The organism is Anaerolinea thermophila UNI-1, assembly GCF_000199675.1.
GTDB classification, from domain to species: domain Bacteria; phylum Chloroflexota; class Anaerolineae; order Anaerolineales; family Anaerolineaceae; genus Anaerolinea; species Anaerolinea thermophila.
Map to the genome: position 1 here is coordinate 2,043,863 of NC_014960.1, position 15,123 is coordinate 2,058,985.

Here is a 15,123-nt window from a genome sequence, read left to right on the forward strand (position 1 = left end):
TTGCAACAGAGCATTCTATTAGAGATTACTGAAAAGCCATGAATGGACTTGGTTGAGCGTTTGGGATGCGGGACGTAATTCTCCCTCCGTCATCCGGTTTAAGGGCTTTTCAGGCAACTCGTAAAGGTCAAAAATTGAAGGGGCGTCCGGCTCAACATAAATTAAGCCGGTGATTAATTCACGCCGTTCGCGAGCCTCTTCCAAAATACGGAAAGCCTCGCTTCGACTGGTTGGATCGTAATCCCTTTCCAGCTTCCGCAGGGTAATCACCGAACCATCATAGAGTTCTACATCCCGCACAGTACCTTCTTCAAAATCCTCTATGGTCAACTGATCCCGAGCAGGCACAAAAATCAAATCGTGCAAACGGACTTCGCGCTCTTTGCCAAAAGCATAAGAGTGGATTGTATCGTCCTTATTATTGAAAGTGACACAAGGGCTGATGATATCCAGCACGGCTGTACCGCGATGTTTAATCGCCGCTTTCAACAGTTCTTTGAGTTGCTTGGGGTCTCCGGCAAACCCACGCGCCACAAAGGTCGCATTAGATGCCAGGGCTTCCAGACAAATATCTACAGGCAGGAACAAATTCGTGCCCTCATGTTTCAGGGTTAATCCCTTTTCTGCTGTGGCAGAAAATTGCCCTTTGGTCAACCCGTAAACCCCGTTATTCTCAACGATATATACCATGGGCAAATTGCGGCGAATGACGTGCTTGAACTGCCCCATGCCAATGCTGGCAGTGTCACCATCCCCACTCACCCCCATGCCGTACAGAGAAGTATCGGCAAACAAGGCACCCGTAGCCAGAGAGGGCATGCGCCCATGCACACCGTTGAACGCAAAAGAACGCCCCAGGAAATAAGCCGGGCTTTTACTCGAGCATCCAATCCCTGAAAATTTGACAATTTTCTCGGGCTGGATATTCATTTCGTACATGGCTTGAATAATCTGATTGGAGACTGCATTATGTCCACAGCCCTGGCATAAAGTTGAGGGTAAACCGCGATAATCTGTTCGCGAAAGGCCGATTGCATTAAGAGCCTGAATATCTGCCATGGTTATTTCCTTTCCTGTGCCAAAATCTCATCTCGGATCCAGCGCGCACTTAAGGGCAAACCGTTAATCCTGGAAACTTGAATGAGTTTCCCGGCATTCTGAGGGTAATTGATCATCAAAATCTGTCGTAATTGTCCATCTCGATTGATTTCCACAACATAGATTCGCTGGTGAGACTCGATAAATTTTTGTACGTCCTCTTTGAGAGGGAAAGCCCGGATGCGGAGATAATCTGCCTTAATTCCTTCCTGTTCCAGCAAGTCCAGCGCCTCTAAAATGGCTGGTTCGGTTGACCCCACCGCGATGATGCCAATCTCCGCACCATCTCTGGGATAAAGCACGTTCTCTGGAATATATTGTTTCGCCGTTTCCCACTTCTTTGCCAGCCGATTAAGAACGCGCTCCCAAACTTCTGGATCTTCGGAGTAACCGGCAAATTCATCGTGTCCGGTACCGCGAGCAAAATAGGCGCTCTTGGGATGCAGATTCCCGGGAAGAGTACGGTAAGGGATGCCGTCACCATCTACGTCCAGGTACCTTCCCCACTTCCCCTCATTCTTCTGAAGAATTGCTTCGAGGTCTTTTTCCCACAAAACCTTCCCCCGGTCCATTGGAGTCTGGGGATACTCAAATGGGTCGCACATCCAGTTGTTCATTCCAAGATCAAGGTCACTCATCACCACTACAGGCATTTGCAGGCGCTCGGCAATGTCGAACGCTCTCCAGCCGAACTCGAAACACTCATTGATGTTTCCTGGGAATAGCTGGATGTATTGAGTGTCACCATGGCTCATAAAATAGACTTCCGTAATATCTCCCTGAGCAGTGCGGGTGGGTAAACCGGTGCTCGGTCCCACTCGCTGAACATCCCAGACGACCAGTGGAACCTCGGCAAAATACGCCAGCCCCATATATTCGCTCATCAGGCTCAAACCGGGGCCAGCGGTTGCCGTCATGGCACGTAAGCCAGCCCAGCCAGCGCCTACCAGCATGCCAATAGCAGCAATCTCATCTTCTGCCTGTACAACCACGTAATTTTGTTTGCCGGTTTCCGGGTCGGTGCGCAGTTTGGGAAGGTATTCAATCAATGCCTCTGGAAGAGAAGATGCTGGAGTGATGGGATACCAGGAAACAAACTGTACTCCTCCATAAATACTCCCCAATGCCGCCGCTGTATTGCCGTCTGCAAGGAGTTTTCCCTTCGTCTTATCCATTGGAGCAACTTTGTAAGGATCTTTCTTCTGGAGGTTTTCTTTTGCCCATTGATAGGCGTTTTGAATAACCGCCATGTTGCTCTCTATCGGTGTCTTTTTGCCCTTGAAGTGAAACTCCAGTGCAGCATGCACCGCGTTCAGGTCTATATCCAGCAAATAAGAGAGAATCCCGACATATACCATGTTAGAGACAAAATCACGCAACTGGGAAGGGATTTCCACCGTCTTAATTAATTGTTTGACAGGCATAGGGTAATAAATGAGATCGTCTCGATTGGGAGGGGTTTTGATGTCTTCATTGTAGAGAACCACACCACCAGGGACCAGAAATTCCAAGTCCTTCACAAACGTGGCGGGATTCATAGCCACAATAATGTTGTCCTTCTCAACCCGTCCGACATACCCATCTTTGCTAACCCGAATAGTGTACCAGGTGGGCAACCCCTGAATATTCGACGGGAAAATATTCTTACCCGAGACCGGAATTCCCATCTTGAACAGGGCACGCATCACCGTGAGATTGGCTGTGGCACTTCCGGAACCATTCACCGTACAGAAGGTGATAGCAAAATCATTAATCACTTCCGGATTGACCTGAGGAGAGGAAACCGTTTCAAGTTGTTCTGTGAGTGGCATAAATTCTCCTTTTCTGCTTTCATTCAAATCGAGGAGCAATATCAGGATGCTGACGCTGGGTAAGCAATCCTGCATGTTCCATCAATAATTGGAAACCGAGATCGAGATTCTCATTGAGAATGGCTTCTACCATACGGCGATGATAATCCCACACCCTGCATAGATAGTTCATATCGGTGTAATAAGCCAAACCAATCGCTTCGTACAAGTCCCAGTAGGCTTCCAAAATACCCAACACAAATGGATTGTTAAGTTTGCGATACATGCTTAAGTGCAGTTCGCGATGCTCTTCGTGAGGAAGTTGAGGGGGATTCCTGCGTAATTTTTCTTCTGCTCTTTCTACCAGAGAAAGTAGAGAATGGCGGTCGGCAGGACTCATACTCAGGACCCCCTGGTACCAGAAGCCTGCCTCCACCTGTTTTCGCAAGTCCGAAAATTGAGCAAAGTGAGTCTCATCCATTTGAATGGCGAACCCTGCACTTTGAAGCAAGGCTGGTTTCAGAGAGTATGGAAGAACTCGTACCCCCACCCTGGGACGAACCTCTACCAATCCCAGTGCTCTAGCCACTTCCAGTTGTTCTCGCAAAGAAGCAAGGCTGATCCCCAGATGCTCGCTAATCGTTGTCAAAGGTGGAAGGGAATCCCCTTTTTTACCAACTTCAGCAAGGTACTGCAGGAAAGGGCTGAGAAAAGACAAATTTTGGTGCTCCGGTGAAGCCATAGATTGCTCTTATTAATCAGATTAATCTGATTAAAGCGTATCACAAAACAAGAGCACCGTCAACGACTTTAATCACAAAAACATTGGACTTTTTTATGTTATTCCATTGAGTAGAGGGAAGAAAAGACTTCAGGAAAATCGGAAAGGGCTTTTCCCAGACGCACCCCATACCAGAAAAGGGTATCGCCCGGAATCAGCCAAATGCGGTTTTTTTTCACCGCTGGAGTATTCTGAAATAATTTTATAAAGCGTTCTACTGCAGAAGATTCAAACGAAAAAGGTTCGTCTGGAAGCAAAATCACTTCAGGATCACCGCTACAGACCTCGTCAGGGGTAACAACGGGATAACGCAGGTCCAAATCCTGCCCTTCCCCAGAAGGTTTTTCTTTTTGCTTTGCGCCAAAAATATTTTCTCCTCCAAACAGGGAGAGCAAATCAGCCGGATAGGTCTGATCGTTGAAGGTAATCCACCGGATCTGCCCTGTCAGAGTTTCTTCCCAGACCGGGCAGAAATATCGAAACCGTGGAAGAGACTCTGAAACCTGACGGGCAAATTCCCAACTTTGTTCGAGGACCCGCACTTTTAACGCCGCCTGCTTATCCCGATACAAATCTACCAGCCCCCACAGGAATTGAATAGCGTCCTGAACCGTTTGCGGGAAACTCACCCACACTGGAATACCCTTTTCGAATAAAGCGAAGACCAAATCAGCAGGATTTTCCTCAGGATTTGCCAGCACAAGTTCAGGTTCCAGAGAAAGGATGGACTCCAGGCGAGCATTTTTAGGTCCTCCGACCCGGGGAATATTTTTCAACGCGTTGGAAGGATGTATGCAGTAATCCGTAATTCCAACTACCGAAGAGCCAAATCCCAATTCAAACAGGCTTTCGGTGTACGAAGGAACCAGAGATACTACTCGACGAGGCGGACGAGGTAATTGAGCAAGCACATGATCAAGAGAAAATTTCATTTGCTCCATGCCAATTCCATCACCGCAGCAGACATCACAGCAACCGAACGCCAGAGTACTTCTTCGTCAATGTCAAAGCGAGGATGGTGATGAGGGAAAGACAATCCCTTGTCTGAATTCGCTGACCCCACAAAGAAATAACATCCTGGAATCTCCCGCAATACGTATGCCATATCTTCTGAAGCCATTGTCTGGCAGGATGTATCATTGACCATCTCGGGCATCATCCTGGCTACCGCGTTTTGCACGATTTTCGCTACCATTTCATCATTGACCACTGCCGGGGTTACATCATTAATCTTAATAGTTGCTCGACACCCCAAAGCCTGCGCAATACCTTCAACGAGGACTTGCAACCGATTTAAGACCAGGTCACGTACAGGCTCAGAATAGGTGCGAATGGTACCCAAAATCTCCCCCGTTTGAGGAATGATATTGTGAGCATCTCCAGCCTTTACGCTGCCTACCGAAACGACAGCCGTCTCCAAAGGCGAAACATTTCGTGAAACAATGGATTGAATTGCCGTAATGATTTGAGCCATGGCATAGATAGGATCGGCGGTTTGGTGGGGAATTGCACCGTGTCCACCTTTCCCTTCAATGAGAATGCGGAAACTATCTGCCCCCGCCATCAATGCACCAGGCTTAACCCCCACCCAACCGACCGGTTTTTCATTCCAGACATGCATTGCCAGCGCATAATCAGGACGCGGTTGTTCCAATACCCCTTCGCGAATCATTTGTTTGGCACCCCCCAAACCTTCCTCCGCTGGCTGGAACATAAACTTCACCCGCCCACGGAGATTTTCCCGATATGCGGCTAATAATTTAGCCACCCCTAAACCAATCGCTACATGAGCATCATGTCCACAAGCATGCATCACACCGGGAATCTGAGAAACGTACTCGTGGCTATTTTGTTCCTGGATGGGGAGCGCATCCATATCAAATCGGACCAAAATGGTAGGACCTGGTTTACCCGAGTCCAGCAATGCAACCACACCCGTCCTGGCAATTCCTGTAGAAACCTCCATCCCCAAATCGGTAAGAGTTCTGGCAACCAGGCTGGCAGTACGTACCTCTTGAAATCCCAATTCTGGATTTCGATGAATATCTCGACGAACTTCGATCAAATACGAAGCCAGATTTTGGGCATCTTGACGTAGAGACTCCATGATTACTTTCAACTCCATCTAAGTTTATTGCTTCGGTTTCCTTTTGGGTTTCCTGCGGAACTTACCACTCCGGCGATTGGATACCGGGGAACTCTGCTGTTGACCAGATTGAGTTTTCTGAGAAGATGGTTCCGCTTCAGGTTTTTCCCCCAAAAGCATTTCTTCCCAGCCAATCTCCTGGCTTTCTTCCTCTGGTTCTTCAGGTTCAGATTCTTCCTCTACCTCTGTCTCAACCACGGGGGTAGCAGGTAAAGGCTCTCCTACCAGCGAGATTTTTTCACCGGGGTACTCCCGTCGGACACCGTCTGACAGTTCGACAATGACTGCACCTTTGAGAGGCACGACATCCACCACCTTGCCTTCTCCATCCGGAGTGACCACCCTTTTATTACGCTTGGGAAGACGTGCGCGAGCCTCAGCATATTGCTGAAACTCATAAATTAAACAACACCGGAGCCTTCCGCACATTCCCGTGATTTCAGAAGGGGTCAGAGAGATACCCTGCTCCTTTGCCATGCGGATGGAAATAGAACTGAATTCACACAAAAACTGAGAGCAGCAACGAGACTCCAACCCACAGGCTCCCATGCCGCCCAGCAGTTTGGCTACATCCCGAGGACCAATTTGGCGCAGTTCTACCTGAGCCGGTGCGTACTGCCTTTGCATATCCTGGCGAAGAGATTTTAAGTCAACCCGTTCATCGGTTTCGGTGCTGAAGAGAATCGCCAGTTTTGTGCCGTCAAAACTGTACTCCGCCGCAACAATTTTTACACCCGAAAGCCCCAATTCACGGGCTCTTGCCTTACATACTGAGACAACTTCGGCTTCTTTTGCCTGCCATTCCTGGCGTATCAGCAAATCCTGGGGGGTTGCCTTTCGTTCAACTCTCTTAAGTCCCTCTGGGATCTCCTCAGGTGTGGGAAAAATTTGTGCGACTGTGCCAATTTGTAATCCTCTGGCTGTTTCAACGACAACCGAGTCCCCAATTTCCACATCAGGAACCAGGGTGGCATCAAAATGATAGATTTTTCCTACTTTTGAAAACCGTACCCCTACCAGAACCGGAAGCATACCATTCATGCTCATTCAATCACATTGATAGAAAGAGTTCCGGGTGCGGATAAAGCCGCCACACTCAGACTGGCAGCAATTTTTTGGGCAATTGCAGTCAATGCACGAGCCGGCGCAGATTGTGGTGCCGAGATGACTACCGGGACTCCCTGATCTCCGCCTACCCGAACGCCTGGATCAATTGGGATAGCCCCTAAAAAGGGCACTTCTGCGGCTTGAGCCAGGTCTTCACCCCCACCTGTACCAAAGATATCCATTCTGGTACCATCGGGAAGTTCCAGGTAACTCATGTTTTCAATTACCCCCAAGACAGGCACGTTTAATTCCCGGAACATTTGCAACCCTCGCATGGCGTCTTCTTGAGAAACCCGCTGGGGTAAAGTCACAATGACACCACCGCTCAAAGGAACGGATTGTGCAAGGCTCAGTTGCGCATCTCCTGTACCCGGGGGAAGATCCACAATCATGTAATCTAACTCATTCCAAGCCACATCTGCCAAAAATTGTCGAATAGCGGAATGAAGCATTGGACCTCGCCAGATCAAGGGCTGTCCAGGCTTCACCAAGAACCCAATGGACATCACCTGGACTCCATAAGCCTCGGCAGGGATCAATTTTTGACCATTTTGGGGGGGCAGGCGTTGAACTCCCATCATGGTCGGAATATTCGGTCCGTAAATGTCAGCATCCAGCAAACCCACCCTCGCTCCAGACTGCGCCAGGCTAACGGCAAGGTTCACCGCGACGGTACTCTTTCCCACCCCGCCCTTTCCTGAAGCAACAGCCACAACATTACGAACGGGCAACGAAAGCACACCACGGTTTCGTCCATCCGAGGGAACCTGAGCATCCAGAATAACCTCTACCTCCTGGACTCCGGAGAGCGATAACACTGCGCTTCTGGCTTCGTTTTCAATGCGTGATTTTAGAGGACAGGCTGGAGTAGTCAACACAATTCTAAAACGGACCTTACCAGCCTCAATTTCCACATCCCGGACCATACCAAGTGTAACCAGGTCCTTATGCAATTCTGGTTCCTGAACATGACTGAGTGCCTGTAAAACTGCTTCTTTCGTTACTGCGCTAGCCATTCGTATCTCCTAATGATTGTGAGGGGGAATTCAACCCACCAGAAAATTGAATACTTATAAACTGCTGAACTTCAGATACCAAAGCCCGATATTGTTGGAGCAGTTCCATATCACTTCCACGGAATCTGCGCACGACTTGACGTGCACAGGCAGTACATCCGCGCATTGCTCTGAATGAGTCGGAATTACAGGTATTGCAGCCACTCAACTTGACCATTAGCAGAACAAAAGCGGATTTTTCTGCCAAACCTGCTTTTTCGGAGAGAACTTCGTCAATCAGATTTGCCCATTCCGGACCTCGTAACGAACGAAGTTGTGGAACAACCCTCAAAGGAAAAAGCAAATCTGTATCGGGATTATACATCCTTCACCTGCCTTGACTTCCTGAAATTGTATCACGTCGCGGCGGGTTTTCGAGCCGCTTTTGCTTCCAATTCTGCTTTTCGAGCGGCTTCCTCACGAGCGAAGTTTTGCGGACGAATCTGTGCGTAGTAACTCAGAGGTTTACCCAATCTTTCTTTGTTGAAAATATGGTCAGCAAACCGGTTGTAGGAGGCAATTTCATAATCATGGTCCATTTTGATGGCGTCAAATGGACAGTACTCCGCACACAAGCCACAATTCATGCAGATATCCACATCAATATAGAACTCAGCAGGGGCAGGGATAGGCTTTCCCGTGTTGGGATCAGTAGTACGTACAATCCAGATACATTGAGGAGGACAAACTTTAGCGCAAATACCACAGGAGGTGCAACGATAATTCTTTTCCCTGTTTTCTCCTTCCTCGTAAACAAGGAAGGGAATATACCGAAACTCTTCAGGAACAGGATATTTTTCTTCCGGATACTGAATGGTAAACGCCCCACGCACATCGCTTCGGGTGCGCGCCAGAATACCTTCCTGAGTATAGTAACGCTTTTTTCCAGCCCGAATATCCTCAATGTAGGTGAGGATGAAATGCTTAAAAGTTACCCAAAGCCCTCGAATGATCCCCAATCCGTTCATAATTCATCCTCCTAGCGATCCACTTCTCCCAGCACGATATCAATTGAGCCCAAAATGACCACAACATCGGCAACTTTGCCACCACGCGCCATTTGTGCCAGACTGGTCAGATTGATGAAAGAGGGTGCTCGAACATGGTAACGCCACGGATTGGGTTTTCCGTTCGAGACAATATAGTAGCCCAATTCCCCTTTTGGACCTTCCACTCTGCCGTAGGACTCACCCGCTGGCACACGCACCTGCCATTGAGGCTTACCCACCTGCACAGGACCCTCAGGAAGATCTTTCAAGACCTGTTTGAGAATGCGAATACTCTGACGAATCTCATCCAGACGAAGAAGATACCGATCATACACGTCGCCGTGATAACGAACAGCCACATCAAACTCAAAACGATCGTAAATGCTATAAGGATCTGCCCGGCGAATGTCATAAGGGACACCAGACGCACGGAGTACCGGACCGGTTGCAGATAGTGCAATGGCTTGTTCGGCAGTCAAGACCCCAACACCCTCCGTGCGAACCCGCACAATTTCGTTGCGAGTTAGGTAACGATCCAGTTCATCAATTTTTCGGGGAAGGCGCTCAAAGACCAAGTCTTTCACCTTCTCCAGTACGCCCTCAGGGAGGTCGCGTGCTACCCCTCCAAATCGGAAGTAGTTGCACATCATCCGGGAGCCGGAAACGGCTTCAAAAATATCCAGAATCAGTTCGCGTTCTTCCAGAGCATACAAAACCGGTGTGAAATAAGCCCCTAAATCATTCAAAAGGAAACCAATTGAAACCAGATGACTTACAATTCTGGTTAACTCAGCCATCATGACACGAATGTATTCTGCCCGTTCTGGTGGCTTAATCCCCATCAGCCGCTCGACCGCCAGAGCGTACCCGAAGTTATTGCTCATCGAGGAAATGTAATCCAGGCGATCGGTAAATGGCATAATCTGCAACCATGTACAGCGCTCGCCAATTTTTTCGTGGTTACGATGGAGGTATCCAAACACAGGCTTCAGGTCCACAATTGTTTCCCCATCTAACACAACCACCATGCGAAACACCCCATGCGTGGAGGGATGTTGTGGACCCAGATTCACAATCATACGGTCTGTGTGTAACTCCGAATTTGCCCCCTCTACAACAGACTGGAAAGACTTATAGAGAAGTTCATCGGCGGACTCGGGAGTCCACTGTTCTGGATCAAAGCCTGCCGGGTAATCCACATTATCGTGCAAAGGATGTCGATCTTCTGCCCTTTGAACATGCCCATCGGGCCAGCGGCTCTTGAACGGTTTGGCTTCCTCTTCAAAATAGGGCTCTTTCCAGTCTTTTCGCAGCGGATGTCCTGCGAAACCCTCCCACATGAGAATACGTCTCAAATCGGGATGTCCTTCAAAGCGAATTCCGAGCAGGTCCCAGGCTTCTCGCTCTTGAAAATCTGCCCCGGGCCAGATGGAGACAACCGAAGGTACTACAGGGTTCTCACGACTCACCTGGACTTTGAAATTTAATAGGGGACCGCCGGTAGTCTGCAAAGCATGATACACCACCTCCATCTTTCCTTCGGGTAAATAATCCACCCCCGTCACACTGGAGAGCAAATCATATCCAAAACGGTCCCGAAGGGCTTGGGCAAACTCAAGGAGATGTTCAGCGGGCACAATATACCCTTCATAACCGGGCCGCTCATCCTTTTGGAGCCAGTCCGGGAAATATTCGATCAGATTAGTTTGCATTCCTACAACAGGCGAGTCAGACATGGTTACGCCTCCGTTTGCTCTTCAGCCGTTTGCAGGCTCAGTTTGCTCAGCGTGTAGGAGCGGATTTCCTCATAACGCCGAGGATCCATCAAATCCGGGCCCAAAACAGGCACAGGAATAGGTTTGGCAGGTTCTCGAGAATACCAGCGTACGGTACGCAAGGACTCTCGTTCTACCTTCTTCTGCAACATAATCAGCCCATTGAGCAGGGCTTGGGGAGTAGGCGGACACCCGGGAATATACACATCTACCGGAATAAATTTATCGATTCCGGACACCACATTGTAACCTTCTTTGAAAGGTCCCCCACCGGAAGCACACGCCCCCATGGCAACTACGTACTTCGGTTCAGGCATCTGATTGTACAAGCGCACAATTTGCGGCACCATCTTCTTGGTTACCGTACCAGAGACAATCATCACATCTGCTTGACGCGGACTGGGACGCATTACTTCCATCCCGAAACGAGAGAAATCAAATCGGCTGGCTGCTGTAGCAATCATCTCAATGGCACAACAGGCCAAACCGAACATCATAGGCCACAGAGAATTCTTGCGGCTCCAGTTATATATACGGTCCAGGGTGGTCACCGTGACCTGGTTTTGCATTTCTGGGGGAATTTCATAACCGGGGGAGTGAAGTTCTTCGTTTGGCATAACCTACTCCATTGCTTAAAGTGTCTTTGTCCATTGTAAACAGGACAACAGAGAGTGTCAAGCAGGAAAATTTAAAATAAAATTTTTTATTAAATTCGGCTATAATAACTACATGTCTCTTTCTACCAGGGAAACGATTCTTAGATTATTCGCTCAAAAAGGGGTGTTAACCTCGGATGAAATATCTCAAGCGCTGGGAATATCCCCCGTAGATGTGAGATACCACCTGAAAGCGCTTCTGAAGGAAAAAAGGATCGAGAAATACAGCCCCGAACTACAATCCAAACGCAGGGTAGGGCGTCCCCCTCAACAATACAGGTTATCCCCCACCAGCCATCCGGAGAACCTGGAAATGCTGATTTTATCTCTGCTCGATCAAATGAGTACATTTTTACCCAACACCGAGTTATGGAAAAAAATCGCTGAAACCATTATTCCGGAAACGCCAGAACAGCCATTCCCATCAAAATTACGCCACGCGATGGTAGTTCTGGAAAGACTCCACTACGAACCGCGGTGGGAAGCTACACAAACCGGGCCCAAAATTCTCTTCCATTGTTGTCCTTATGCTTCGATTTGGAAACATCACTCACAGATCTGCGTAATGGATCGCAAGATTCTGGAACGCTTAACCGGAATTTCCTTTTTTCATCAATCCTGTATGCACAAGAGCATAGAACACATTTGCGTATTTCTACCCGAGAAACCCGATTTCTCTTCTATCTAAATTTTCTAATCTTAACTATCTTGAATTTTAATCTTTTTTAGGTTAGGATAAAATTGCCGAAGGAAAAATCCTTCGGATAAAGGGAGCCTCAAGAAATTCGATAAGCACTCTAAAAAGCCTCAGTCATAAACCGATTAGGTTTTGGGAGCGGACCGGATGCACAGCGGTACCGCAGTGAACAAAACTAGAGTAAAAGACTAGGCAATTTGAAAGAGAAAGCTGGACGGGTTACTTGAGGCCCCTGATTTTTTAATCTTTTCCAAACAAAACGGAAGGCTTCAGAATGCCAATATAAGGCAAATTGCGGTAGCGCTCGTTGTAATCCAATCCATAACCCACAACAAAATAGTCCGGAACTTCAAACCCCACGTAGCGAATCGGGATATTGATTAAACGTCGGGGATTTTTGTTTAAGAGGGTGCACACTTCCAAACTGGCAGGATTACGCGCTCTCAGGTTTCTGAGCAGATAATGCAAAGTCAGCCCGGTATCCACCACATCTTCTACAAACAAAACATGCCGATCCATAAGGGGTAAATCCAAATCTTTGACTACTCGAACCACTCCTTTGTCTCGTGTTTCTGTGGAATAACTGGATACTGCGATGAAATCCACTTCGACAGGAATACTCATTTTGCGAATAAGATCCGGCAGAAAGCACATTACCCCCTTGAGCACGCCAACGATTATGGGTGTTTTCTCCTGATAGTCCTGCGAGATTTGGCGGGCTAATTCTTTCACACGCTCGTGAATTTGTTCCTCGGTGAAAAGCACTTCTTGTACATCATCCAACCAGAAATCTCTTTCCATCGTTATTCATCCATTTCCTGGGCATCTGTTCCAATGATTCTCTCAACCTCTTCACGCAAGCCAAAGCGCAGCATCATATTCCTCAATTCTCTTCTCTTGAACAGTTTAATATTGATGTCAGGGTAGAGTTCTTTGAGCCTTTTTAACTTGCGATTTTTTTTGGTCGTCAAGCGAGGACGTAGCGTAGTCAATTCCACAAACAAATTTTGCTCCGGTAAATAAAAATCCGGCGTAAAAGCCTCCAAAACATTTCCTTCATCATCCCATCTCAAGGGGAAGGTCCGCGGCTCATATTCCCACTGAATGCCGTAGAAATCCAGAATTCGCGCAAACACTTCTTCAATTGGATGAACAAACTGAGGAAATTTTTTTTCAGACTCCAAGGCTTCATTCTCCAGGAAATCAATCAACCTCATGATTCTCATGATTCTCATGATTCTTAATCAAGGCTTCGATCAACAGCGCAGCGCATCTAACGCTAATACGAGAAGTGTTCAACACCATATCGTACAAGGTCGGGTCGTCAATATTTGCATGGTAAAAACGTCTTAAGTATTCCATTCTGGAACGATCACTTCGTTCGACCAGACTTCTAGCTTGCTCAAAGGGAATTTTTTGCTCATCAGCCACACGACTTATTCTCACATCTGTAGGAGCCATAACTCTCACATGCAGGACATGAGGATTTCCCGCTAAAATACATTGACCTGCCCTGCCAATGATCACCACACGCCCCTCTTCAACCAATTCTTCCATGATTTGACGAACAGCACGATGGTACGCCTGAAGATCTTCTTCTCGGGGTTTAATGCCCATGATCCCGAGTTCATCAATAGTGGCAAGAGCCACTTCTGGCACCCCCGCTCGTAAAGCCGCTTGATTAATCACCTCTCTCCAAACCAGCCTGTAGCCTAACAATTCAGCAGTGGCTTCAGCCACTTTCCTGCCCCACGCCCCCATTTGTCTAGAAATAGTGATTGCATTCATAAAAATATTATACAAATAGAACCCCATAGGAGGTATAAAAGGATATATTTTTCAGGTAGGCACAGAAAACAGGGAAATTTTTCATGGTAAAATATTTTTGCAGTTGTGTGCCCCTGTAGCTCAATGGACAGAGCACCTGCCTTCTAAGCAGTTGGCTGAGAGTTCGAATCTCTCCAGGGGCGCCTCTCACCGGTGTTTTTTTTGCGAGGGACTATGAAAGAACGATATGGTCTCATACAGTTTTTGGGGAAAGACACCCCAGTCATCGGCGAAGATATTCTTCCTGGTCAGCAAGCCCCCGAATTTCACGCCGTAACGCAAAACTGGGAATACATCCCGGTTCTCGAAAGTACAAAGGGAAAAGTTCGCATCATTGCCGCGGTACCTTCCCTGGAAACCTCGGTTTGTGATCGAGAAACCAGACGGTTTAACGAAGAAGCAGCAAAATTGGGTAAGGATGTCGTCATCATCGTAATATCGACCGATTTACCTTTTACCCAAAAGCGCTGGTGCGGTGCGGCAGGGATTGATCAGGTATGGGTAGTTTCAGACCATCGGGAAGTGGAATTCGGCACGCGCTACGGCTGTTTAATGAAAGAGCCGCGCATTTTGCGCAGAGCCGTATTCGTTGTGGATCGAAATGATAAAGTGACTCATGTTGAATACATGGCAGCACTTGGTGAAGAGCCGGATTACGAACGCGTTCTTGAAGCGGCAAAAGCCGCGCTATAAAGGAGTGTGCCATGATTACCGTTGCCATGCGTCCCTCTTACTTAAAAAATTTCATGAATTCTGATAAGCCCGACTATCTCATCGTCAATTGGCGAGTCACCGGGCGATCACACATCTGGCAGCCACCTACCGATTTGCTCGAAGTAGATGATGGGTATCTGGTGCGGGTGGAAATTGCCGGCATGGATGAAGAAGACTTTGAGATCAGTCTCGATCAACAAACGCTGGTGATCCAAGGGACCCGGGCAGATACTCTTGGGCAAAGGGTTTATCACCAAATGGAAGTAAATTTTGGTGATTTCTTTACGATGGTTGAGTTACCCAGCCCGGTAGATCCTTCTCGGGCAACGGCAGAATATCAAAATGGTTTTTTGCTCATTCGCCTCCCTAAAACTCCCGTAAAACACATTCGAATTTCTGAGTAACTTTTATGCCCGCATCACGATGGAACTCAACGCCTCTTGAAATGCTAAAATGGATGGAAGACGAAGAAAATCAGATCAAAGAAA

At 47.8% G+C, this 15,123-nt stretch carries 17 protein-coding genes, 1 tRNA gene and 2 pseudogenes; 5 read left to right on the forward strand and 15 right to left on the reverse strand.

Annotated elements, in window-relative coordinates; translation table 11 throughout:
* Nucleotides 1-18: 18 nt before the first annotated feature.
* From ANT_RS09095 to ANT_RS09140, 12 genes and pseudogenes are all read right to left on the reverse strand, one after another.
* The gene (locus tag ANT_RS09095) at nt 19-1,059 is read right to left on the reverse strand and encodes a 2-oxoacid:ferredoxin oxidoreductase subunit beta (RefSeq protein ID WP_013560217.1); all 1,041 of its coding nucleotides are present in this window, start codon (nt 1,057-1,059) and stop codon (nt 19-21) included.
* Nucleotides 1,060-1,061: 2 nt separating this feature from the next.
* Nucleotides 1,062-2,909, reverse strand: coding sequence for a 2-oxoacid:acceptor oxidoreductase subunit alpha (locus ANT_RS09100; RefSeq protein WP_013560218.1), 1,848 nt, complete (start codon nt 2,907-2,909; stop codon nt 1,062-1,064).
* A 19-nt stretch (nt 2,910-2,928) separates the two neighbouring features.
* Nucleotides 2,929-3,630 (reverse strand): FadR/GntR family transcriptional regulator, encoded by a 702-nt coding sequence (locus tag ANT_RS09105; RefSeq protein ID WP_013560219.1) that lies wholly within the window; start codon nt 3,628-3,630, stop codon nt 2,929-2,931.
* A gap of 98 nt (nt 3,631-3,728) precedes the next feature.
* Nucleotides 3,729-4,601, reverse strand: a complete 873-nt coding sequence (locus tag ANT_RS16360) for a helical backbone metal receptor (protein WP_172634605.1) — start codon at nt 4,599-4,601, stop codon at nt 3,729-3,731.
* Nucleotides 4,598-5,776, reverse strand: a complete 1,179-nt coding sequence (locus ANT_RS09115; protein ID WP_197534054.1) for a M20 metallopeptidase family protein — start codon at nt 5,774-5,776, stop codon at nt 4,598-4,600. Before ANT_RS09115 ends, ANT_RS16360 begins: the two co-directional genes overlap by 4 nt.
* A gap of 24 nt (nt 5,777-5,800) precedes the next feature.
* Nucleotides 5,801-6,847 carry a PSP1 domain-containing protein gene (locus ANT_RS09120; RefSeq protein WP_172634606.1) on the reverse strand — a complete coding sequence of 349 codons (1,047 nt, stop codon included), beginning with the start codon at nt 6,845-6,847 and terminating at the stop codon, nt 5,801-5,803.
* A gap of 11 nt (nt 6,848-6,858) precedes the next feature.
* Nucleotides 6,859-7,938, reverse strand: coding sequence for an Mrp/NBP35 family ATP-binding protein (locus ANT_RS09125; RefSeq protein WP_013560223.1), 1,080 nt, complete (start codon nt 7,936-7,938; stop codon nt 6,859-6,861).
* Nucleotides 7,931-8,302 (reverse strand): hypothetical protein, encoded by a 372-nt coding sequence (locus ANT_RS17340; RefSeq protein WP_013560224.1) that lies wholly within the window; start codon nt 8,300-8,302, stop codon nt 7,931-7,933. The genes ANT_RS09125 and ANT_RS17340 overlap by 8 nt, the downstream gene beginning before the upstream one ends.
* A 31-nt stretch (nt 8,303-8,333) precedes the next feature.
* Complete coding sequence (locus ANT_RS09130) at nt 8,334-8,945, reverse strand: 4Fe-4S binding protein (RefSeq protein ID WP_013560225.1); 612 nt, start codon at nt 8,943-8,945, stop codon at nt 8,334-8,336.
* 11 nt (nt 8,946-8,956) lie between these two features.
* On the reverse strand, nt 8,957-10,045 hold the full coding sequence (locus ANT_RS18070; RefSeq protein ID WP_041455506.1) for an NADH-quinone oxidoreductase subunit D: 1,089 nt from the start codon (nt 10,043-10,045) through the stop codon (nt 8,957-8,959).
* Nucleotides 10,046-10,321: 276 nt separating this feature from the next.
* Nucleotides 10,322-10,702, reverse strand: a pseudogene (locus ANT_RS18075) (NADH-quinone oxidoreductase subunit C); the annotation flags it as partial.
* A 2-nt stretch (nt 10,703-10,704) separates the two neighbouring features.
* Nucleotides 10,705-11,358: an NADH-quinone oxidoreductase subunit B gene (locus ANT_RS09140; RefSeq protein WP_013560227.1), complete on the reverse strand. Its 654-nt coding sequence runs from the start codon at nt 11,356-11,358 to the stop codon at nt 10,705-10,707.
* A gap of 112 nt (nt 11,359-11,470) precedes the next feature.
* On the opposite strand from ANT_RS09140, the pseudogene ANT_RS18135 reads away from it, so the two are divergent.
* Nucleotides 11,471-11,608, forward strand: a pseudogene (locus tag ANT_RS18135) (ArsR family transcriptional regulator); the annotation flags it as partial.
* Nucleotides 11,609-11,710: 102 nt separating this feature from the next.
* Nucleotides 11,711-12,085 carry a helix-turn-helix domain-containing protein gene (locus ANT_RS17865; protein WP_231854263.1) on the forward strand — a complete coding sequence of 125 codons (375 nt, stop codon included), beginning with the start codon at nt 11,711-11,713 and terminating at the stop codon, nt 12,083-12,085.
* Between the two features lie 249 nt (nt 12,086-12,334).
* Here the strand turns inward: ANT_RS17865 and hpt are convergent, their stop codons facing one another.
* From hpt to ANT_RS09160, 3 genes are read right to left on the reverse strand one after another with little or no spacing between them, the layout of a single operon-like run.
* The gene (gene hpt, locus ANT_RS09150; protein WP_013560229.1) at nt 12,335-12,895 is read right to left on the reverse strand and encodes a hypoxanthine phosphoribosyltransferase; all 561 of its coding nucleotides are present in this window, start codon (nt 12,893-12,895) and stop codon (nt 12,335-12,337) included.
* A 2-nt stretch (nt 12,896-12,897) separates the two neighbouring features.
* Nucleotides 12,898-13,311: a PDDEXK family nuclease gene (locus tag ANT_RS09155; RefSeq protein ID WP_041454872.1), complete on the reverse strand. Its 414-nt coding sequence runs from the start codon at nt 13,309-13,311 to the stop codon at nt 12,898-12,900.
* On the reverse strand, nt 13,298-13,882 hold the full coding sequence (locus ANT_RS09160) for a cytidylate kinase-like family protein (protein WP_013560231.1): 585 nt from the start codon (nt 13,880-13,882) through the stop codon (nt 13,298-13,300). Before ANT_RS09160 ends, ANT_RS09155 begins: the two co-directional genes overlap by 14 nt.
* 109 nt (nt 13,883-13,991) lie before the next feature.
* On the opposite strand from ANT_RS09160, the gene ANT_RS09165 reads away from it, so the two are divergent.
* From ANT_RS09165 to ANT_RS09175, 3 genes are all read left to right on the forward strand, one after another.
* Nucleotides 13,992-14,064: transfer RNA gene (locus ANT_RS09165), tRNA-Arg, on the forward strand.
* Nucleotides 14,065-14,095: 31 nt separating this feature from the next.
* The gene (gene tpx, locus ANT_RS09170) at nt 14,096-14,614 is read left to right on the forward strand and encodes a thiol peroxidase (protein ID WP_041454876.1); all 519 of its coding nucleotides are present in this window, start codon (nt 14,096-14,098) and stop codon (nt 14,612-14,614) included.
* Nucleotides 14,615-14,625: 11 nt separating this feature from the next.
* Nucleotides 14,626-15,039: an Hsp20/alpha crystallin family protein gene (locus ANT_RS09175; protein ID WP_013560233.1), complete on the forward strand. Its 414-nt coding sequence runs from the start codon at nt 14,626-14,628 to the stop codon at nt 15,037-15,039.
* Nucleotides 15,040-15,123: the final 84 nt, after the last annotated feature.